At 37.4% G+C, this 20,701-nt stretch carries 22 protein-coding genes; 9 read left to right on the top strand and 13 right to left on the bottom strand.

The genetic code is table 11. The annotated features are described in order from the left end of the window. Positions 1 to 43: 43 nt before the first annotated feature. Positions 44 to 928 (bottom strand): PPK2 family polyphosphate kinase, encoded by an 885-nt coding sequence (locus tag RE431_RS03330; RefSeq protein ID WP_309560533.1) that lies wholly within the window; start codon positions 926 to 928, stop codon positions 44 to 46. An 80-nt stretch (positions 929 to 1,008) separates the two neighbouring features. On the opposite strand from RE431_RS03330, the gene RE431_RS03325 reads away from it, so the two are divergent. Further along, positions 1,009 to 1,614, top strand: a complete 606-nt coding sequence (locus RE431_RS03325) for a hypothetical protein (RefSeq protein ID WP_309560532.1) — start codon at positions 1,009 to 1,011, stop codon at positions 1,612 to 1,614. On the opposite strand, the gene RE431_RS03320 is transcribed toward RE431_RS03325, so the two are convergent. From RE431_RS03320 to RE431_RS03295, 6 genes are all read right to left on the bottom strand, one after another. Next, positions 1,611 to 2,777, bottom strand: a complete 1,167-nt coding sequence (locus RE431_RS03320; RefSeq protein WP_309560531.1) for a sigma-54-dependent transcriptional regulator — start codon at positions 2,775 to 2,777, stop codon at positions 1,611 to 1,613. The two genes, RE431_RS03325 and RE431_RS03320, sit on opposite strands and share 4 nt — an antisense overlap. 101 nt (positions 2,778 to 2,878) lie before the next feature. Continuing rightward, positions 2,879 to 3,811 carry a mechanosensitive ion channel family protein gene (locus tag RE431_RS03315; RefSeq protein ID WP_309560530.1) on the bottom strand — a complete coding sequence of 311 codons (933 nt, stop codon included), beginning with the start codon at positions 3,809 to 3,811 and terminating at the stop codon, positions 2,879 to 2,881. 2 nt (positions 3,812 to 3,813) lie between these two features. Beyond that, entirely contained in the window at positions 3,814 to 5,112 is a 1,299-nt protein-coding gene (locus RE431_RS03310) for an ABC transporter permease (RefSeq protein ID WP_309560529.1), read from the bottom strand. Then, positions 5,105 to 6,034 carry an ABC transporter ATP-binding protein gene (locus RE431_RS03305; RefSeq protein WP_309560528.1) on the bottom strand — a complete coding sequence of 310 codons (930 nt, stop codon included), beginning with the start codon at positions 6,032 to 6,034 and terminating at the stop codon, positions 5,105 to 5,107. The genes RE431_RS03310 and RE431_RS03305 overlap by 8 nt, the downstream gene beginning before the upstream one ends. Before the next feature lie 209 nt (positions 6,035 to 6,243). Then, positions 6,244 to 7,356 carry a molecular chaperone DnaJ gene (gene dnaJ, locus RE431_RS03300; RefSeq protein WP_309560527.1) on the bottom strand — a complete coding sequence of 371 codons (1,113 nt, stop codon included), beginning with the start codon at positions 7,354 to 7,356 and terminating at the stop codon, positions 6,244 to 6,246. Positions 7,357 to 7,389: 33 nt separating this feature from the next. Further along, entirely contained in the window at positions 7,390 to 7,983 is a 594-nt protein-coding gene (locus RE431_RS03295) for a nucleotide exchange factor GrpE (RefSeq protein ID WP_309560526.1), read from the bottom strand. Between the two features lie 154 nt (positions 7,984 to 8,137). On the opposite strand from RE431_RS03295, the gene RE431_RS03290 reads away from it, so the two are divergent. After that, a complete protein-coding gene (locus tag RE431_RS03290) occupies positions 8,138 to 8,806 on the top strand; it encodes a YceI family protein (protein ID WP_309560525.1) in 669 nt (222 codons plus the stop codon). Positions 8,807 to 8,858: 52 nt separating this feature from the next. On the opposite strand, the gene RE431_RS03285 is transcribed toward RE431_RS03290, so the two are convergent. The 3 genes from RE431_RS03285 to RE431_RS03275 form a co-directional block, all read right to left on the bottom strand. Next, positions 8,859 to 9,761, bottom strand: a complete 903-nt coding sequence (locus RE431_RS03285; protein WP_309560524.1) for a TIGR01777 family oxidoreductase — start codon at positions 9,759 to 9,761, stop codon at positions 8,859 to 8,861. A gap of 72 nt (positions 9,762 to 9,833) precedes the next feature. Then, positions 9,834 to 10,508, bottom strand: a complete 675-nt coding sequence (gene mnmC2, locus RE431_RS03280) for a tRNA (5-methylaminomethyl-2-thiouridine)(34)-methyltransferase MnmC2 (RefSeq protein WP_309560523.1) — start codon at positions 10,506 to 10,508, stop codon at positions 9,834 to 9,836. 1 nt (position 10,509) lies between these two features. Then, complete coding sequence (locus RE431_RS03275; protein ID WP_309560522.1) at positions 10,510 to 11,022, bottom strand: DUF4920 domain-containing protein; 513 nt, start codon at positions 11,020 to 11,022, stop codon at positions 10,510 to 10,512. Between the two features lie 99 nt (positions 11,023 to 11,121). Between RE431_RS03275 and RE431_RS03270 the strand changes: the two genes are divergently transcribed. Next, on the top strand, positions 11,122 to 12,189 hold the full coding sequence (locus tag RE431_RS03270) for a branched-chain amino acid aminotransferase (protein ID WP_309560521.1): 1,068 nt from the start codon (positions 11,122 to 11,124) through the stop codon (positions 12,187 to 12,189). 62 nt (positions 12,190 to 12,251) lie between these two features. On the opposite strand, the gene RE431_RS03265 is transcribed toward RE431_RS03270, so the two are convergent. Beyond that, positions 12,252 to 12,638: a pyrophosphohydrolase domain-containing protein gene (locus RE431_RS03265; protein WP_309560520.1), complete on the bottom strand. Its 387-nt coding sequence runs from the start codon at positions 12,636 to 12,638 to the stop codon at positions 12,252 to 12,254. 305 nt (positions 12,639 to 12,943) lie between these two features. On the opposite strand from RE431_RS03265, the gene RE431_RS03255 reads away from it, so the two are divergent. The 5 genes from RE431_RS03255 (at position 12,944) to RE431_RS03235 (ending at position 17,351) form a co-directional block, all read left to right on the top strand. Beyond that, positions 12,944 to 13,999 (top strand): SRPBCC family protein, encoded by a 1,056-nt coding sequence (locus RE431_RS03255; protein WP_309560518.1) that lies wholly within the window; start codon positions 12,944 to 12,946, stop codon positions 13,997 to 13,999. Next, positions 13,995 to 14,363, top strand: a complete 369-nt coding sequence (crcB, locus tag RE431_RS03250) for a fluoride efflux transporter CrcB (protein ID WP_309560632.1) — start codon at positions 13,995 to 13,997, stop codon at positions 14,361 to 14,363. Before RE431_RS03255 ends, crcB begins: the two co-directional genes overlap by 5 nt. Before the next feature lie 167 nt (positions 14,364 to 14,530). Further along, positions 14,531 to 14,869: a P-II family nitrogen regulator gene (locus tag RE431_RS03245; RefSeq protein WP_309560517.1), complete on the top strand. Its 339-nt coding sequence runs from the start codon at positions 14,531 to 14,533 to the stop codon at positions 14,867 to 14,869. A gap of 31 nt (positions 14,870 to 14,900) precedes the next feature. Further along, complete coding sequence (locus RE431_RS03240) at positions 14,901 to 16,127, top strand: ammonium transporter (RefSeq protein WP_309560516.1); 1,227 nt, start codon at positions 14,901 to 14,903, stop codon at positions 16,125 to 16,127. 135 nt (positions 16,128 to 16,262) lie between these two features. After that, positions 16,263 to 17,351, top strand: coding sequence for a porin (locus RE431_RS03235; protein ID WP_309560515.1), 1,089 nt, complete (start codon positions 16,263 to 16,265; stop codon positions 17,349 to 17,351). On the opposite strand, the gene RE431_RS03230 is transcribed toward RE431_RS03235, so the two are convergent. Further along, complete coding sequence (locus RE431_RS03230; RefSeq protein ID WP_309560514.1) at positions 17,352 to 17,969, bottom strand: DUF1684 domain-containing protein; 618 nt, start codon at positions 17,967 to 17,969, stop codon at positions 17,352 to 17,354. It lies immediately after the preceding gene. Between the two features lie 78 nt (positions 17,970 to 18,047). Here RE431_RS03230 and RE431_RS03225 point away from each other — a divergent pair, with 78 nt between their 5' ends. Next, positions 18,048 to 19,253, top strand: a complete 1,206-nt coding sequence (locus RE431_RS03225; RefSeq protein ID WP_309560513.1) for an MDR family MFS transporter — start codon at positions 18,048 to 18,050, stop codon at positions 19,251 to 19,253. Here the strand turns inward: RE431_RS03225 and RE431_RS03220 are convergent. Then, entirely contained in the window at positions 19,250 to 20,683 is a 1,434-nt protein-coding gene (locus RE431_RS03220; protein ID WP_309560512.1) for a hypothetical protein, read from the bottom strand. The two genes, RE431_RS03225 and RE431_RS03220, sit on opposite strands and share 4 nt — an antisense overlap. Positions 20,684 to 20,701 lie beyond the last annotated feature (18 nt).

Genomic DNA, 20,701 nt, shown 5'->3' with positions numbered 1-20,701 from the left:
GCCGATAAATAACGGCATTTTTTTTATTTCTAAGAAGTTGTCATCAGTTCTTTTCCAGATTTAATTGTTCTCTATATTCCTGGATGTTTTGCTTTATTTCGGGATCTAACTGCGGTTCACGAACCTCTTTATATTTTGATAATTCTGAAAATAATATTTTCGCTACAAGGTATCGAGCCGTATCTTTATCATCAGCAGGAATTATATACCATGGAGCTTTTTCGGTAGAAGTCCTGTTTATTGCATCCTGGTAACAATCCTGATATAGATTCCATAATTTTCGCTCTTTCAAATCTCCAGGTGAGAACTTCCAGTTTTTGCTAGGCTTGTCTAACCTTCGTAAAAGTCGCTGCCTTTGCTCTTCTTTGGAAAGATGCAGAAAGAACTTGAAAATGATCGTTCCGTTTTCAGCGATATGTTTTTCAAAATTGCGGATCTGTTCAAAACGCTTATCCCAGAATTCTTCCGTGATATTAGCTTTACTATTGATTCCAGGTGAATTTTCAGCCAGGATATATTCTGGATGAACCCTTGTTACCAGCACATTTTCATAATGAGTTCGATTGAACACGCCAAATTTTCCTCTTTCCGGCAAAGCGATATAATGTCTCCATAAGTAATCATGTTTCAATTCTTTTTCTGAAGGCACTTTAAAACTATGCACAACCACTCCCCGACTGTTAAAATCTTTAAAAACTTCCCTGATAAGACTATCCTTTCCTGCAGTATCCATTCCCTGTAAACAGATCAAAACCGAATATTTCTGATGGGCGTAAAGTACATCCTGCCAGTCACCAAGATCTTTCCGGATGTCTTTCATCTCATCCTTTATCTTGTCTTCGCTAGCCTCAAGATCTAATTTTGTATTTATTCTTTTGAGTTCAATTTTTTCAGAAACTTTAAATGCTGAATGGTCTACTTGCTTCATAATTTGGAATATATCTTCATCTAAATATACAATCTTTAAGAGAGTTAATTTTTTTATCTTCGCAGCAAACATTTTTCAGCTTGGACAAACTCGAAAGAAAAGATATCATTGAGAAGGTTTCTACCTTATTAAAAGAAATTCCATCTTCTATGGATATCGTTAAAAAAGGAGGAAACAGAGATAGAAGATTTGATTATCTGGCTACTCATATGGTAGATAAAGCCATTGAAAAAGATGCTTTGATAATTTCAGAAAATCGCCAGGGAATTGCTATTCTTTTTGAAACAAGCAAAAATGATGATAATATCTGGAAAGATCTTTGGGCTCAATTAAAATTGGTAGCTAATGTAACCGGTGTAAAAAATGCGCTAGAGATCTTGAAAACCCAGAAATACATTAAGAATCAAAGACCACAGGAAGGTAAGTATCTTTACTGCTGGTTTTGGGGAATTCTTAAAGACTACCGTGGCGCAGACACTCAGGTTGGAAAGGAAATGAAGGATGTATTTTTCCGAACTTCACATGACACAGGATTGGAATTATATGCAGAAACCCGCGGAAGAACGAATGCGATCGTTTATCAACGGGTTGGTTTTGAATTATTTCATGAATGGGATCACCCAAGTGGTGATACCATGTATTTTCTGAAATATGATCCTAAGAATTCAAGAAACAAAAGGCCTTAGAATCGGCTACCAAAGAGTTTTACATCCTCATCGGTGATCTCTTTTCCGCCAAGGATAAAAAGCCTTTCCACGACGTTTCTTAGCTCACGCACATTACCTCGCCATTCGCTTTCTTTAAGCACCTTTATGGCGTCATCGGTGAATTCTTTCTTATTGGTCCCCTGCTCCTGCGCGATCTTTTCGCTAAAATAATCTACCAGAAGCGGAATATCATCCTTACGATCTTTTAAAGCTGGAACCTCGATTAATATTACAGCTAACCTGTGATAAAGGTCTTCTCTAAAATTATTCTCTTCGATCTCTTTTTTAAGATCTTTATTGGTTGCAGCAACAACTCTCACGTCAACCTTAATATCCTTATCACTACCAACTCTTGAAATTCTATTCTCCTGAAGTGCTCTTAAAACTTTTGCCTGGGCAGAAAGGCTCATATCACCTATCTCATCCAGAAATATGGTTCCTTTGTTCGCTGCTTCGAATTTCCCCGCTCTGTCTTTATTAGCCGACGTAAACGCACCTTTTACATGCCCGAACAATTCACTTTCTATTAATTCCGAAGGAATCGCTGCACAGTTCACTTCTATCATTGGCCCTTTTGATCGATCACTTTTTTGATGCAACCAATGAGCTACCAATTCTTTCCCTGTACCGTTTGGTCCGGTAATCAGCACGCGGGCATCGGTATGAGCAACTTTTTCTATCATTTCCTTGATATTATGAATCTCTTCAGATTCACCTATCATTTCGTAATTCTTGCTCACCTTTTTCTTGAGCCTTGTATTTTCAACTACAAGCTCTTTTCTATCCAGTGCGTTTCTTACCGTATTCAGTAACCTATTAAGATCTGGTGGTTTAGATATATAGTCAAAGGCGCCAACTTTCATGGTATTTACTGCCGTGTCAAGATCACCATGACCCGAGATCATTACCACAGGTATTTCAGGTTTGATCTTCTTCACAGCTTCCAGAACTTCGACTCCGTCCATTTTAGGCATTTTGATATCGCAAAGAATTAGGTCAAAATCTTCATTTTTGACCACTTCCATTCCTGCCAGACCATCTTCAGCTTCTGTAACTTCATAGTCCTTACTTTCTTCAGTAAGTATTTTATTCAGCACTCTTCTAATAGATGCCTCGTCTTCTATCAATAATATCTTTGCCATTCTTTATTCTAATTTTTTATACGCGATTAAGCGGAAAACTTTAGTCCAATCTATTAAATAGCCTTGAAATCTATTATAAAATGAAGTTAATTAAATTTAGGCTACAGGTCTTCATCAGGTTCATTTGGCACAATATTCTCCATATTTTTCGGATAGAACATATGTACATCTCTCTGTGGGAAAGGAATGGTAATATTGTTCAATCTGAACTTATTATTCACCTTGAACCTTAATTCACTCTTTACTTTTGGATCTACAAAACTATCTGAAACATAAAAGTGCAATGCAAAAAGTAAAGCCGAGTCACCAAAATCTTCAAATAATACAAATGGTTCTGGTTTCTTAAGAATACCCTTTTGTTCTCTCGCACATTCCAGTAGAACCTCTCTCACTTTCTCTACATCACTTCCATAAGAAACGCCGACTTTCACCGCTTCTCGTGTTGTTTTGTGATTCTGAGTATAATTATAGACCGTGTCACTTATAAATTTATGATTCGGAATGATCATTACTTTATCATCCCTGGTCAAAGCTCTTGTAGTTCTCAATTTGATCTCAAAAACACGAGCCACTCTTCCTTCCATTTCAATAACATCCCCTACTAAAAGTGATTTATCAAGAATGATAAAAATACCACCAATCACATCCTGGAAAAGTTCCTGTAAAGCAAGACCAAGACCAACAAACAGTGCTGCTGAAGCCGTCAACAAAATTGTCACATCAACACCGGCAGAACTTAGCGTGATAAGGATCACAGCCAGGTAAACAAAGTATTTTATAAACTTAAAAACACTTATGAATTTGAGTTTATCTTCCTCTAAGAGTTTGGAGGTAATAAAAGATCTTATGATTCGTAATACTACGCTCGTAAGCAGGAAGGCCAAAATAACAAGCACCACCAAACCTACGGTGACCTTAAGATTCTCACCACCTATAGTATAACTAAATCCGGCATTCCAGATATCCAGCATGAGACCCCAGATATCCTGCTCAATAACTTCTGTTACTTTCTCTTTAGTTGACTGATCCTGCATACTTAATATTTAAGCCATTTGTACAGTTCTTTATAACTCGGTTTTTTCCCGTACATCAAGATTCCCACACGATAAATTTTAGCCGAAAGCCATAATACTCCAAAGTTGGTCGCGATCAATACGATGATAGATGCCGTGATCTCCCACCACGGTACTCCAAAAGGTATTCTCATCAACATTACTATTGGTGAGGTTAATGGTATTATCGAAAATATGGTCGAAACTGTACCGTGAGGATTTTCAACCACAGAAAAGAATCCCACATAAATCCCTAAAATCAAAGGAAGAATTATTGGAAACATAAACTGTTGTGTATCTGTTTCGCTATCTACAGCAGCTCCAATTGCCGCATAGATCGCACTATATAGAAAGTATCCTCCTATAAAATATATAACGAAGAATGCCAGTAAACTAGCATATGGTAACTTAAGAATATCTACCACCAATTGATTTATCTCAGGTCTTGCCGCGTTCTCAATCGCTGCGGAAGCAGGAGATTGCGCAGCTGAAGGATCAATCCCTAGAAATGAAGATGCGCCTAAGAGTAAAACAGTTCCTAAAATTACCCAAACCGTAAATTGAGTGATCCCAGCCAATGAAGTCCCTAATACTTTTCCTAGTAATAATTGAAATGGCTTTACTGAAGAAACAATGATTTCAATGATCCTGTTGGTCTTTTCTTCAATGACACTTCGCATCACCATATTACCATAAATAATAATAAACATCATTAGGAGGTAACCTGCCGCTCCACCAAAAAACATCTTGATATAATTAGACATTTTCGAACTACGTTCACCAGAAAAGTTCTGTATCTGTACGCTAATATCTGCCCTTGCCTTATCAATTTCTGAAACATCTATCCCTTTAGCTATCAATTGCTCACGAGTTAATTTATCGGAAATCGTTTTCTCTATATTTTCAACCGTAGCGAAGCCGGGGGTATCCTTTCCAAAGAATTCAACTTCGGATGGCTTTCCGCTAACTTCATTAATATCAGCAATATGAATAAGCCCAAAATATTCCTTATCCAGAACTTCCTGCCTGGCAACTTCCAGTGATTTCTGTGAATAATCAAGGTACTGCACCTGTTCTCCATCTTTAAATTCCTCGGCGAACATTCCGCTTTCATCATGTATACCAATGATCTTTTGCTCCGTACTATTCAACATGCTTAAATAGGCAATAAGCATTATCATACCCACGAATATTAGCGGACTCAAAAAAGTCATTACAATGAATGTCTTATTTCGAACCCTCGCCAGATACTCTCTGTTTATTATTAATCTTAGGTTACGCATTTTGAGTCACAGTTTTAATGAAAATATCGTTTACTGATGGGATGACTTCCACAAAATGGTTGATCCTTGCCCTCGTTAGTAAAAACTGAATTAGATCGTTGGATGATTCTTCGTCCTTAAGCTTAATACTCAATTTCAGATCATTCTGAATACTTTTAAACTTAGCAGGACCTACTTTAAAGCGATCTTCCAGTTCACGCTTTAATGTTGGTTCATCTACCGCGTCTAATCCCACTTCAAAAGTATTCGATTTATAAGCTTTTTTGATATCTGAAACTTTACCGTCCAGTAACTTATTCGATTTATGAATCAGTGCGATATAATCACAAAGTTCCTCCACACTTTCCATACGATGTGTAGAAAATAATATGGTTGCTCCTTCTTCTTTTAGTTGAAGTATCTCATCTTTGATCAGATTCGCATTTACGGGATCAAATCCGCTGAAAGGCTCATCAAAGATCAACAATTTAGGGCTGTGCAATACGGTGATGACAAATTGTACTTTTTGAGCCATCCCTTTTGATAACTCCTGAATCTTCTTATCCCACCAGCCTTCTATTTCCAGCCTTTTAAACCAGTATTGTAAACGTTCCTTGGCTTCGGCTTTAGACAATCCTTTTAACCGTGCCAGGTATAATGCCTGTTCACCGACTTTCATCGATTTATATAATCCGCGCTCTTCCGGCAAATAACCAATATGCGCTATATCATTAGGATGCAGAGGTTTTCCATCCAGATAAACCTTGCCTTCATCTGGCATGGTAATTTGATTTATAATACGCAGTAAAGTAGTTTTCCCGGCACCGTTAGGGCCTAAAAGACCAAATATGCTTTCCTTGGGAATATTGATTGAAACGTTGTTGAGAGCAGTAAAATTTCCGAAGCGTTTATAGATATTTTCCGCAACCAAAAGATTTTCCATATAGACTATTGTAGAAGTTTTAAAGATATAGAAATAGAAAGAGAGTTGAAGGCTATTTAATGGATTTTATAAATGCAAAAATGGCCTAAAAAACAAAACCCACCCTTAATAAATTAAGGATGGGAAAAAAATTGCTATGAAAAAGAAAAATTATCACTAAAAGACTTAGTGATTCTCAAATATATAAATTTTTTCTTAAAATTGACTTTTTAAGAAAACATATCTTTAACTTTTTCAAAGAAGGATTTGTCACTTTTCTCCGGATTTGGCTGGAAATTCTCGTCATCAGCCATTCTTTCGAAAAACTCCTTTTGTTCTCTGGAAAGGCTTTTTGGTGTCCAAACATTTACGTGAACTAATAGATCACCTTTTCCGTATCCATTTATACTACTAATACCTTTTCCTCTAAGTCTTAAAATTTTACCAGATTGAACTCCTTCTTCGATCTTAATACGAACTTTTCCTGTTACAGTATCAATTTCTTTTGAAGTTCCCAGTGCAGCTTCAGAATAACTAATATAAAGATCATAGTGAAGGTTATCTCCCTCACGCTGTAAGGTTGAGTGCTCTTTCTCCTCGATCGCTACTAAGAGATCTCCTGCAATACCATTCCCTGGAGCATCATTACCTTTACCAGATACTTTCAACTGCATTCCATCTTCAACACCTGCAGGAATTTTGATAGATACAGTCTCTTCCTGCATAACCAGACCCTGAGCATCTGCGCCTTCAGGTTTTTTATCGATCATTTGCCCACTACCTCCACAGGTATTACATGGTGAAGCGGTTTGCATTCTACCAAGAATGGTATTTGTAACTCTCGTTACCTGCCCTGTACCATTACAAGTACTACAGGTCTTATATGTGGTGCCCGCAGCCTGAACTTTACGCTTTACTTTGATCTTTTTCTCGCATCCATTGGCAATTTCTTCAAGGTTAAGACTAACGCGTATTCTAAGATTACTTCCTTTAGCACGACGCTGACCTCCGCCGAAGCCTCCAAACCCGGAGAATCCGCCGCCAAAGCCACCACCAAAGATATCACCGAACTGGCTGAATATGTCGTCCATATTCATACCACCTCCACCGCCGAAGCCACCATCAAATGCCTGGTGCCCAAAACGGTCGTATTTAGCTCTTTTATCCTGGTTTCCTAAAACTTCATATGCTTCAGCAGATTTCTTAAACATTTCTTCAGCTTCAGTATCTCCTGGATTTTTATCTGGGTGATACTTTAAAGCCTTTTTTCTATATGCTTTTTTGATCTCTGCAGCTGAAGCGTCTTTACTTAAGCCTAATATTTCGTAATAATCTTCTTTCATGTTGGGTTTTTACAAATTTTGTAAAAGCGATTCTTATTTTCCGGTTACTACCTTAGGATATCTTATAATTCTTTCTCCAAGTTTATAACCTGGTTCAACTACATCAACAATCTTGCCTTTAAGATCGTCTGATGGCGCCGGGATTTGCGTTATTGCCTCGTGGATCTCAGAATCAAAATCTGATCCCTGCTCTACATCCATACGCTCAAGACCCTTAGCTTTCAAAGTTTCTTTCAATTTGTTATGGATAAGCTCAATTCCTTTTAGAAGGTTTTCATCACCAGATTTTCTCAATTCATTCATCGCTCTGTCAAAATCGTCCATTACGGGCAGCATGGCTGTCATTACTTCCTGATTGGCAGTCTTGAACAAATCCAGTCTTTCCTTTGAGGTTCTTCTCTTATAATTTTCAAATTCAGCGAAAAGCCTTAAAAACTTATCCTTCTCTTTCTGAACATCTTCTTTTAATCGATCTTCCTCAGAAAGCTCACCTTCATTCAGCTCTGGCTGCTCCTCAGAATTTTCATCATTAGCCTCCACCTCATCAATGGCATTATCTATTGCCTCTTCCACCTGGTCTTTAACCTCTTTATTTTCGTCTTTGATTTTATCTTCTTTTCGGCTCATTATTTAAATTTTTCTTTCACGCACAAGAAGTCAAATTCGTTGCCAATTCAGCTAAAATGTCAAAATGTCACAAGATATTTTTAATAAAATTTTATGAATCACGGTATTCAATTCCTTTTACATTTGCGCCGAACTTTTAAAATCATTAAACCTAATGAAAAGATTATTTTTAAATGCATTTGTTATTGCAGGTCTAGGACTAGCTGTAACCGGATGTAAAGACAACAATAAAGAGGCTGATATGGCTGAAGCTAAAGAAGCTGCTACTGCTGAAGCTGAATCAATGAAATTCATAGTAGATACTGCTTCATCTGTAATTGAATGGAAAGGTGAAAAGCCAACTGGAACTCACACAGGTACAATTAAAGTAGCTAATGGTTCTTTTATGGCTAACGACAGTGTTGTGGAAAGCGGAACTTTTGTAATCAATATGAAATCTATCGAAGTTACAGATCTTGAAGGTGACCAGAAATCAAACCTGGAAGCTCACTTAAAAGGAACAGTTGAAGGGAAAGAAGGAGATTTCTTTAATGTAAACGAATTTCCAGAAGCTACTTTTGAAGTAACTGGGATTACAGAAGAAGAAGGTCAGGCAATGTTACAAGGTAACCTTACTCTTAAAGAAGAAACTAAGAACATCTCATTCCCTGTAAACATCTCTAATGATGGTGATAACATGGAAATCACTAGTGAAGAGTTTACAATTGACCGTACAAAATGGAATGTGAACTATGGTTCTAAATCTGTATTTGATGGTCTTGGTGATAAATTCATCAACGATGAAGTTGCTCTTAAGATAAACCTGAAAGCTAAAAAAGCTTAGTTTAAAATTTGAATCTAAAAAAAGGCTGCCAGTTTTGGCAGCCTTTTTTGTTTTAGGTAAGATCTCCCAAGGCCCTCGAGAGATTGGTATATTTAAAATTATAACCAGCACTCTCTATTTTTTTATTGCTGACTAACTGACTTGACAGCACTATTTGTGACATTTCGCCCAGTAAAGCTTTCAAAGCAAAAGATGGTACGTTAGGTAACCAGACAGATTTTCCCATTTGCTTGGCAAGATCTTTCGTAAGGACTTTATTGGTTACCGGGTTTGGTGCAACGGCATTATATATTCCCGTAAGATGATTTTTAATAGCATATAAAAATATTCCTGCCAAATCTTCAATATGTATCCATGATTGCCATTGCTTACCGCTACCTAAAGCGGCTCCCATATTCAAAGAAATCGGCTTTTTGATCTTTTCCAGCATTCCGCCGTTTTCTGCCAGAACCAATCCAACTCTGATTTTCGCGACATCCAGACCTAGACTTTCAAACTCATCGGCGGCAGCTTCCCATTTTCGAACTACTTCACCAACAAAATTATCAGCAACTTCGCTTTCGTCTTCAAAATATAATTTTTCAAGTGAACTTGGATAAACACCAATAGCACTGGCAGAGATAAAATTCTCTACCTGGTTAGAATTTTCTTTTAAGGTTTTATGAAGCAGGGCTGCGGTTCTTGTCCTGCTTTTGATGATCGTATTTTTATACGACTCTGTCCAGGGTTCAGCTATACCTGCACCGGCAAGATGAACGATTGTATGTACATCTTTGATGCAGCCAGCTTCTATAACATCATTCTTCGGATCCCAGAAAAAACCCTGGTAATCTTCTTTATTTTCAATTTTAGATTTACTGGTAGTGAGGTAATTAACTTTTATTCCTTCTTCCCGACATAAACTGCTAAGCTTTGAGCCGATCAAACCTGTTGCTCCTGTAATTAATACCCGCATATTTTTTCCTGTTAAGATACACAAGACTATTGGGGCTTACCTGATTTTATAAGAGGTTTAACTGCCGGAAAGCTAATTTTTAACAGCTCTTAACATCTCTCGCTTTCCCGGTGGACCAGGTAACTTTTGAACTTCAAAACCTGCAGCAATCATAGCTCTCCTTACACTGCCCTTGGCGGCATAAGTAACCAGAACAGCATTATTTTTTAATGCGCGGTACATTATGTTGAAAATTTCCTCCGTCCAGAGTTCAGGTTGAACTCTTGCTCCAAAGGCATCGAAATAAATAATATCATAAAGATTAGAATCTACGATCTTATCAAATTTCTTCTGAAGTTTAGTCAGCGAAAAATTATTTGATATTTCAGATTCGTATTCCCAATCTATATCATGCATCTTCTGAAACAGATCTCTTTTATCTTCAGCCTGAGCAGCTTCCGGGTAGTTTAAATGCTGAACTTCTTCTGAAGGCACTGGATAAGCTTCAACACCGGTATATTTGATATTCAGACCGAATTGTTTCGATTCTAATGCCGTTAAAAAAGCATTAAGACCTGTACCAAAACCAATTTCCAGTATCGAAATTTCTTTGGCATCATAATTTTCCACGAAATAATGCAGACCCATTTTCAGAAATACATGCCGCGCTTCCTGGATTGCTCCGTGCTTGGAATGGTACTGTTCGTTCCATTCAGGCAAATGAATAGTAACCGAACCATCGTCTGTCTTTATGATCTTTCGCTCCAAATTATTCTTTTAACAGAACTCCATGAGCCAGGAAGCCCGGAGATTTTTTCGGCTCTGTGATCATACTGATCTCTTCTTCACTTTTACCACCATCTTTTGCAAAATGCTTCTGATCTTCTACAGAAGTTTCTTCGATAAAAGCCAGTCCTTCCACGATCACTTCTTTTCCTTCAATATCTTTTGGCATAAAAAAACCGTAATCTTTAAATTTCACCATTGGATCTTCTTCACTGTTCGGTAGCTCCAGCGTCATCCAGCATCCTTTCATTTTACAAACACTATTCACCGTAGTAGTAAATTTAGCCTTAAGCGTGTCACCAGGCTGAAGCTCGTTGAACTTCATTTCCATTTGTGCAGCGGTTAAGCTGTTTTCGGAAGTGATCTTTTCACCAAAACTTTTATAGGTCTCCTGAATTTCCTGCACTTCAACAATTTCACCAGATCTATCAGATTCATTATTCTTACAGGAAATCAAACCTGCAAATAAAAATACTATAAGGATGCTTTTTCTCATGATTACACGTTTTAGAAGACGTTCAGCTTCAAATTTACCAAAAGTTTAGATTTTGATTCTGCTTTTAATTAGGTAAATTTGTAGACTTATCACGTAAATATGAAAAATACAACATCAATGATAGATATAGAGAGAGCTCCCCATTCTAAAATAAATGAAACTAATTTTGACAATCTGGTTTTCGGGCAGGTCTTTTCAGATCATATGATGGAGTGCGATTATAAGAATGGCGAATGGCAAACACCTAAAATAAAGCCATACGGACCTCTTACTCTTGAACCTTCTGCCAGAGTTTTCCATTACGGACAGGCAGTTTTCGAAGGAATGAAGGCTTATAAAGATGATAATGATAAGATCTGGCTTTTTAGACCTGATCAAAACTTCGAAAGAATAAACAGGTCAAGTAAACGTCTTGCTATTCCAGAATTTCCGAAGGAGTATTTTTTCGAGGCATTAGAAGAATTACTGAAGATCGACAAAGACTGGATCAAAAAAGGATTTGGAAACAGCCTTTATTTGAGACCATTTGTAATCGCAACTGAAGCAGGAGTTTCAGCCTCACCAGCGAAAGAATATAAATTTATGATCATTTGCTCTCCAGCTCAGGCATATTATAGCGGAGAAGTTAGAGTTAAGTTCTCTGAAAAATTCAGTAGAGCTGCAGATGGTGGAGTTGGTTTTGCAAAAGCAGCCGGAAATTACGGAGCGCAATTTTACCCAACTAACCTTGCCAAGGAAGAAGGTTTCCAGCAAATTATCTGGACAGATGCTAATACTCATGATTATCTTGAAGAAGCGGGTACGATGAATATTTTCTTCAGAATTGGAGATAAATTGTTGACCGCTCCTACCAATGATAGAATCCTTGATGGAGTTACCAGAAAAAGTGTTCTAACATTAGCTGAAGAATTCAATATTGAAACCGAAGTAAGAAGAGTAAGCGTAAAAGAAATTCTGGAGGCCGCTGAAAAAGGAGAGTTAAAAGAAATGTTTGGATCTGGAACTGCAACGGTGATTAACCCTATCGTTGGTTTTGGATATAAAGACCAGAAATTTGAACTACCTAAAATTGAAGATTCTTACGCGAAATTCTTCAAAGACAAATTGATGAAGATACAGTACAACGAAGCTGAAGACAAGTTCGGTTGGAGACATGAAGTAAAATAAGCTTCAATATATAAATTCAAAAATCCCGGTAATAGCCGGGATTTTTCGTTTTATGAACTTTCCTATTTATCAAGGATCTTCCCGATATTAGGTTTGAAATAATTCGGGCCTTTTAAAACTTTCCCGTCTTCCCGATAAATAGGTTTTCCATCAGCACCAAGTTTACTCATATTGCTGGATTGAATCTCATCAAAAACTTCTTCTATTTTATGTTGCATCCCATGTTCAATAATGGTCCCGCAAAGAATATAAAGCATATCTCCCAATGCATCTGCGACTTCAGTTAAGTCATCATTATTTGCCGCTTCAAGGTATTCTTCGTTTTCCTCTTTCATCAGGTTAAACCTTAAAAGGTTTTTTGCATTTCCTAAATCGGCGATAGGCTTCTCCTCTATTCCTAGTCCAAAAGCAGAGTGAAATTCTTTTACGGCGGCAATTCTTTTCTTCATATTGATTCAAGCTTTAAAAAGTTAACTTTGCATAAAAATAACCAAAATGTTTTCTACCGGACAATTAATATTTGCAGGCTTCTTTGTTGTTTCATTTATAGCTGTTATCATTTTCAGCTACAGAAAAGATACACGTCTCCACAAGAAATATTATAAAGGAAGTTTTTATGTTCTTATTGGTTTCATAGTTTTCATCCTGTTGCTATTTTTTATCAAAACCCAGCTTAATCATTAGTTCCATAGGCTTTGATCTACTTCTGATTTCTGAAATTATTTATATTAGCATCACCTAATCACAACCAGACATGAAAATTTTTAAATACCTCTTATTTCTAACACTTATTTTTATCATTGGAGCTTCGATCTATATTGCCACCAAAGACGGTAAATTTCAGGTGGAGCAAAAATTAATGATGGAAGCACCTCAGGAGGTTGTTTTTAAGGAGGTTAATGATTATACAACATGGGCATATTGGGAGCCATGGTCTCAGGAAGCAGAAGACATGATCGTAGAGTATGGTAAAAAAACCAGCGGTGAGGGTGCATCTTATTCATGGCAAAGTGAAGAAATGGGAGATGGAGAGATGACAACCATAAAATCTAACCCACATAGTACGCTGGAACAAAAGATCACTTTTAAAACTCCATTCGGTGAATCTACCAGTGATGTTTACTGGGAATTTGAACCTCAAGGGGACAGCACTTTGGTTACCTGGGGCATGATTGGAGAACAAAGTTTCATGGAAAAGGCTGCTTTTATTTTTCAGGAAGAAAGTCTTTCGGAAATGATGCAACCAATGTTCGAGAAAGGATTGAATAATCTTCAGGAAGAACTTAAAGTAAAAATGGATAGTTATACTATCAATATTGATGGAATAACCAATCATGGAGGCGGATATTATATGTATATCACAACCGCTAGTAAGATCAGGCAGGTTAGCGATAGAATGGAAAAAATGATCAGTGAAGTCGGTAATTTCATGTCCACTAATAATATTGAGCAGGTTGGTAAGCCATTTGTAATTTATAATGAATGGAATGAAGCTCAGGGCACAGCCATCTATTCTGCAGCTTATTTCACACCTAGCGAAGTGATCACGACATCTGAAAGTTCTGTACTAACCGGTTTTATGCCTAATCAGCGCACATTAAAGACTACACTTAAAGGAGATTACGAAAACCTAAAAGAGGCATGGGATTCTTCTTATGCTTATATTCAGAAGAATGGATTGCAGGCAGATGAAGACGCCAAAGCCTTTGAAGTATATGTTACCGGCCCAAAAGACAACGCCAATCCTGCAGAATGGGTTACGAATATCTATATCCCGTTGATCAAGCAAATTTCAGAAACTGATGATTAAGAATCTTCTGTTGGTATTTATTGGCGGTGGCCTTGGAAGCAGTTTCAGGTTTATAATTAGTAAATATCTGAACGCTTCTTCTCTAATACCTTACGGTACCTTTCTGGTAAATATTGTTGGAAGTCTTATCCTTGGTATCATACTGGGATGGGCACTAAAATCGAATACTTTAAACAGCCCTATCAACTTGATGATAGGTGTTGGATTTTGCGGCGGTTTTACGACCTTCTCTACCTTTTCATTTGAAAACTACTCGCTAATTAAATCTGGAGACTATCTAAGTTTCTCTATTTACTTCTTCGGAAGTATTATTCTAGGTATTCTGGCCGTACTTGCCGGGGTAATAATCTCAAAACTCTTATAGTTAGCATATTACAATACTAAATTCTTAAAAAATATCATTTTAAATAAATACCCCTAATTTTTTAGGGGTATTTATTTTATATATGATAAAAATGAGGTCTAACCCCTAATTTTTTAGGGGTATGCTCATCTATTTTTATACATTTAACCAATTCTTAATAATTAATTATGAAAAAAATTGAAGCAATCATTCGAAAATCTGAGTTCGATGAAACCAAAGAAGCCCTTCACGCCATTGGGGTTACTTTTTTTAGTTACTGGGACGTTACCGGTGTAGGTAATGAAAAGGTTGGTCACGTTTATAGAGGTGTTAGCTACAGCACTGCAGATATCCAAAGGAGGTATCTCTCCATAGTAGTAACCGATTCATTCCTCGAAAAAACAGTAGAAACGCTCCTAAAATCAGCATACACAGGTAAAGTTGGTGATGGGAAAATATTTGTTTCATCGATAGATGAAGCCTACCGTATTAGAACCAAGGAAAAAGGCGGAGAATCCTTAAAATAAATTACTAAAGCAAATTAACGATTAAGAAATTATGGAAGGACTATTAACTATAAATAACGTATGGATGATGATCTGTACAGGGCTGGTGTTTTTCATGCACCTCGGTTTCGCATTATTAGAAATAGGTTTAACCAGACAAAAGAATACCATCAATATTTTATTCAAGAATATCTTCATCATTACCATGGGTCTCTTACTGTATTGCCTACTTGGATTCAATTTAATGTACCCGGGAGAATTTAATGGATTTATCGGCTTTGCCGGCTTCGGATTAAGTAGTCCGCTTGCAGACGGAAGCTTAGATCTCGCTTACAATGAAGGCTATACTTACTGGACAGATTTCCTATTCCAGGGAATGTTTGCCGCAACCGCAGCAACCATCGTTTCAGGAGCTGTTGCTGAAAGAATTAAGCTGAACAGTTTCATGATATTCGTGGTGCTCTATGTTGGAATCATTTATCCTATTGCAGGTTCCTGGAAATGGGGCGGCGGATTTCTTGATGAAATGGGATTCTATGACTTTGCAGGATCTACCCTTGTTCACTCTGTTGGTGGATGGGCAGCGCTTGTCGCTATCTGGCTCCTAGGTGCAAGAATTGGCAAATTCAAAGATGGAAAGATTGGAGCATTCCCAGGGCATAATATGCCTTTTGCCACCGCCGGGGTCATTATCCTTTGGTTAGGTTGGTTCGGGTTTAACGGAGGTTCTGTATTATCTGCAGATCCAGAATTAACTTCATTAACTCTTGTAACTACATGTCTTGCTGCTGCAGCCGGTGGAGTGGCATCATTCATCTTCTCCACTATTCTTTATAAGAATTATGATATCACTATGTTTCTGAATGGAATTCTTGGTGGACTTGTAGGTATTACTGCCGGAGCAGACCAAATGTCGCCAACCGATGCTATTTTGATAGGAGCTATCGCCGGGGTAATAATCGTTCTGGGAGTTGCCTTGATTGACAGAATTAGACTGGATGATCCAGTAGGTGCCGTGGCAGTTCATTTAATCTGCGGAATATGGGGAACTCTTGCTGTAGGTATCTTCGGAAATCTTGCAGGGTTCGATCAATTTATAACACAGCTTGTTGGTGTTGCATGTTATGCAGCCATCTGTATTGTTGGATCTTTTCTCATATTCTATGTTATGAAAGTTACAATTGGAATAAGGGTATCGGCCAAAGAAGAAACCGAAGGCCTGGATATTCATGAACACGGAATGGATGCTTATCCTGATTTCGGCCTGAAACAACAATAAAATGAATGTTGGTTAAACTAAAAAGGAGCGTTCCTCCAAACGCTCCTATAGAATAATCACTTCAAATTCATGATCAATATCAGATCAACCGAGTCGCTAAACTATTAGTTAATCAAATTATCAATCCTTTTTATTATGAAAGTAATTACGACTTCAAAATTAGTAAAATTTCTCTTTTTACTGCCTGTAGCATTCACAACTTCTTCGTTATTAGCACAGGAAGAGGAAGAAACCACAAAATTCACCATAAACGGAAGTGTAGATGCCTATTTCAGGACGAATTTCAACGGATTAAATAAATCTCAGGAAATCGTGGGCGGTGATGAAGCTGAACTCACACCTGCAGCTCCGGCTACTTCCTTTGCAAACGACCCAGGATTTGCTATTGGTATGGCTAATGTTATCCTGGGCTACGAAGGAGATAAAGTTGGGTTTGTAGCCGATCTTGTATTTGGACCTCGAGGGGAAGATGCAGTTTTCTTATCGGCTCCGTCTACTAATATTGTCAACCAGCTTTACGCTTATTATAAGGTGAACGATGCATTGAAATTCACCTTAGGTAACTGGAATACCTTTTTAGGTTATGAAGTGATCTCACCGGTTGCCAATTTCAACTATTCCACTTCCTATATGTTTTCCTACGGGCCTTTTTCACACACCGGATTGAAAGCTGACTTTAGTTTTGATGATAACTGGACCGGAATGTTGGCCGTGATGAATCCTACAGATTATACAGAATTCAATCCTATAGGCAAATATTCCTTTGGCGCGCAACTTGGATATTCAAATGCTTCAGGAAGTGCTTACCTTAATCTTATTTATGGTGAACAATCACTTTCCGATGAAGCTCTTTTTCAAATTGATTTAACAACAGGATGGGATCTTACAGAAACCTTCTATCTAGGCTTCAACGGAACTTACCAGGATACTGATGGTGTTGGGTTTTATGGAGCAGCATTATATCCTCAGCTGGCACTTTCAGATAGTTTCGGTTTAGGGCTTAGAGCCGAATATTTTAAGGAGTTGGAAGATGGCGGTCCGGTATATGGCGCAGATATAAGATCACTTGATTTTACATTAACCGGAAGTTACACCGTTGGTGGATTGATCATAAAACCTGAACTAAGACTGGATAGTATTTCTGAAGAAGTATTTTTGGATCAGGATCTCCAAGCAACCGACAATCTTTCCTCATTCGTTCTGGCAGCGATCTATGCCTTTTAATCAATGACCTTTAAAAGCCTTCACGCCGGCAAGTATTTCTATTTCCAGATCGTTCTCTTTGGGCGGAATGGGACAGGAATACCTGCCGCTGTAGGCACAATAAGGATTATAAGCTTTATTGAAATCCAGGATCACTTCTTTTGAATCTGGAATTCTGAAATCTATATATCTACCTCCTCCATACGTACTCTCACCATTAGTCAGATCAGTAAAGGGTAAAAACAGGTAATCGAAATATTCTGGATCCTGGGTTAATTCCTGGTTCTGATATAAATTCAATTTCAATTCCTTCCCTTTCAGACTAAAATAAAGTTCGCCATATTTTACATATACAGGCTCTCTATCTGTACTCGTCTTCATCGTAAATGGAGATTCTGATGGAGTTCTTACAAATTCAGCTTTTACAATGTACTCAGGATCAATTTCAAAAAAATCGAGTCCTTTAAATTCTTTAAGATCTTTAGGTTCCAGAGGAGATTCTTCAGAATTTGCATATTCAAGATCCAATTCCTTCTGAAATTCTCCAGCACTTTCAATCAGCTTGGCCTCCTGAGCGTGAACCAGGTCTAAGCCCAAAATTATTAAAATACTGAAAGCTAAATAAGTAGTTTTAAACATGAATGGAATTTTAAAGCAATCTAAATTAATAATTAATACAGCGAAAATTTAATTTAATTTTGAAGCATATTACCGGGCATGCAAAAATTATTCAGATCGTATTTTGATTCTTTTGGAGGGCTAAGAAAGGAAATCTGGCTTTTATCGCTGATCACCCTGATTAACCGCGCCGGGACGATGGTGATCCCATTCCTATCACTTTACCTTACTAAAAGCAAAGGTTTCAGTCTTGAAGAGGTTGGCTGGATACTAACATTTTTCGGTTTAGGCTCCGTAACAGGCTCATGGCTTGGAGGTAAACTTACAGATAAAATTGGCCATTATAGAACCATGGCCTTAAGCCTCATTTTATCTTCTGTATTATTTGTATTACTTCAATTTCCTTCTACCTTCTGGTCTATTTGCATCGGAATTTACCTGGTAATGACCGTGGCAGATATTTTTAGACCGGCAGTATTTGTTTCGATTAGCGCATATAGTAAACCTGAAAACAGAACCAGATCTGTGACTTTAATTAGGTTGGCGATTAATCTTGGATTTTCAGCAGGACCTGCAATTGGCGGATTAATTATAGCAACCGCTGGTTATAGCGGATTATTCTGGGTAGATGGTTTGACCTGTCTCGCAGCAGGAATACTTCTATTGAAATTGTTACATCCAAAACGGGCGAAAGAGGAGAAAGAAGATATTGTTCTCCAGGCAAAATCAGCCATGAGCGATAAATTATACCTCATTTTCATCTTGGCTATGATGATCTTCGGGTTTATATTCCTGCAATATTTCTCTACAATTCCACTTTTTTATGCAGATCAGCATCACCTCAGCGAACTCGAAATAGGCTTGTTATTAGGACTTAACGGCCTAACAATTTTCCTTTTTGAAATGCCTTTGATCAAGTTCATGGAGAACAGGAGCCATTCCGTGATAAGCTATGTTATTCTTGGAACTATATTAACCGGTCTAAGCTTTCTTGTAATTAATCTTACCAGTTGGGTGGGAATCCTGGTAGTAGGTATGTTATTGGTAACTATTGGAGAAATGATCGCTTTTCCATTTTCAAACAGTTTTGCACTTACCAGATCTGATGGCAAAAAGAGAGGCTCGTATATGGCTCTTTACAGTATTGCATTTTCAGTAAGCCATATATTTGGGCACAATAGCGGAATGCAACTTATTGATAATTTCGGTTTTGAATTTACCTGGAATACCATGTTAGCCTTATCAATCGTTAGTTGTACATTGTTATTGATCCTTAAAGGATTATTAAAAAAAGAAGCTTTCTAATTCTCCTCTTTCTTCGATTCGTTCTCGCTGTAGAATTTAGATTCACCAAGGTATTTTTTGATGATCTCATTATATTCTGAAGAAAACCTCAAATCCAGAGCTCCTTCTATGTCATATAAAGATTCCATATCAGAATAACCTGTTTTTAAAAGATCTTCCAGGTATAATAATGCCGTCTCGTAATCTCCATCACTTCCAGCGAGGGAAATTATTTTAAGATAGGCCTCAGGATCATTCTTGTTGATGGCAGTTCTAAGAACACTAATGAATATCTTATTTTCTATTGGAGCCGTAGATTTTTGAATAGCATCAAATTCCCTTTTCGTTACAAAATCAAGGTAACCCAACAATCTAAAAGCCATATTTGTCTTAGCCTCACTCGACCCGTCTTTCAATTTTTCAAGCTCATCTACCTGATAAGCCCACCAGCCAATATTCTGAAAATTGACGGTCATGATATCATTGGCAAGCAAATATTCGTATTCTTCCTGCTGCATTTTTTCAAAGTCAACCGCCTGACGAAATTCTCTGCGCTGTTGACGAAATCCATCAGTTTTTTTGAGAGATTTTAATTTATCTTCAATATCCTCCTCATATCCAAAATCTTTATATTTCTCCTCCATTCGCTCCAGCTTTTCAAAGGCATCAAAATATTTCCTGGTTCTCCTTAAACTTTCTACAAAATTGATCTCATCATCATATAACTTCTGAATAAAACCTTCATCTTTTGGTCTTAGTCCATTCTTTATCGCTTCCAGCGTAAAGCCTGTCATTGCATTCGATATTACTGCAGGACTCGGCCATTCATTTTCCATTCCATCAAAATAATAGATGTCAGAGGTGAAATCCAGATCCTCATAAAACTTAGTATAGCTTTCCATTTGATAAACCATATAATCTTTATCACCTGCAATACCTACGAACATGTATGGATTATTCTTATCCAGGTAATCTTGATTCACAAATGAATTCCCAACAGCCATCACTCCAGCCATCTTCTTGTAGATTAGCGGCAAGGCTGAACCAACCTGAGCACCTTCACCCATACCAGCAGTATAAACAAGTTCTGATTTAATCGGAAATGAACTTAGAACGCTATTCATCATAGCTGTAGCCGTATTAATGATACTATCTATAGGTTTTGACTTAAGGTTAAAATTTGAAGAGGCCACAATATATTTCTGATTTTCTGCCGCAGTTCGAAACAAGTTTGCCGTGTTAGCACCTCTACCTTTGGTATCAAATACAAAAATAACGGGCCATTCCTTTTCAGTTGTATAATCTGTAGGAACATAAAGCGCATAAGTGTCGTCTCCGGCATATGGAATGGGAAGTGAATCGGTTACCCCTCCTTTTATAATTCGATACTCCTGTGCAAAAATGCTAGATAAAGTGAAAACAGTTAGAACTGTTAATAGCAGTCTTTTCATAATTTAGATTATATCCTT

This window comes from Christiangramia sediminicola (assembly GCF_031344135.1).
Lineage (GTDB): Bacteria > Bacteroidota > Bacteroidia > Flavobacteriales > Flavobacteriaceae > Christiangramia > Christiangramia sediminicola.
The sequence above is the reverse complement of the archived record's forward strand: the minus strand, read 5'-3'. Positions and strand labels throughout refer to the sequence as shown.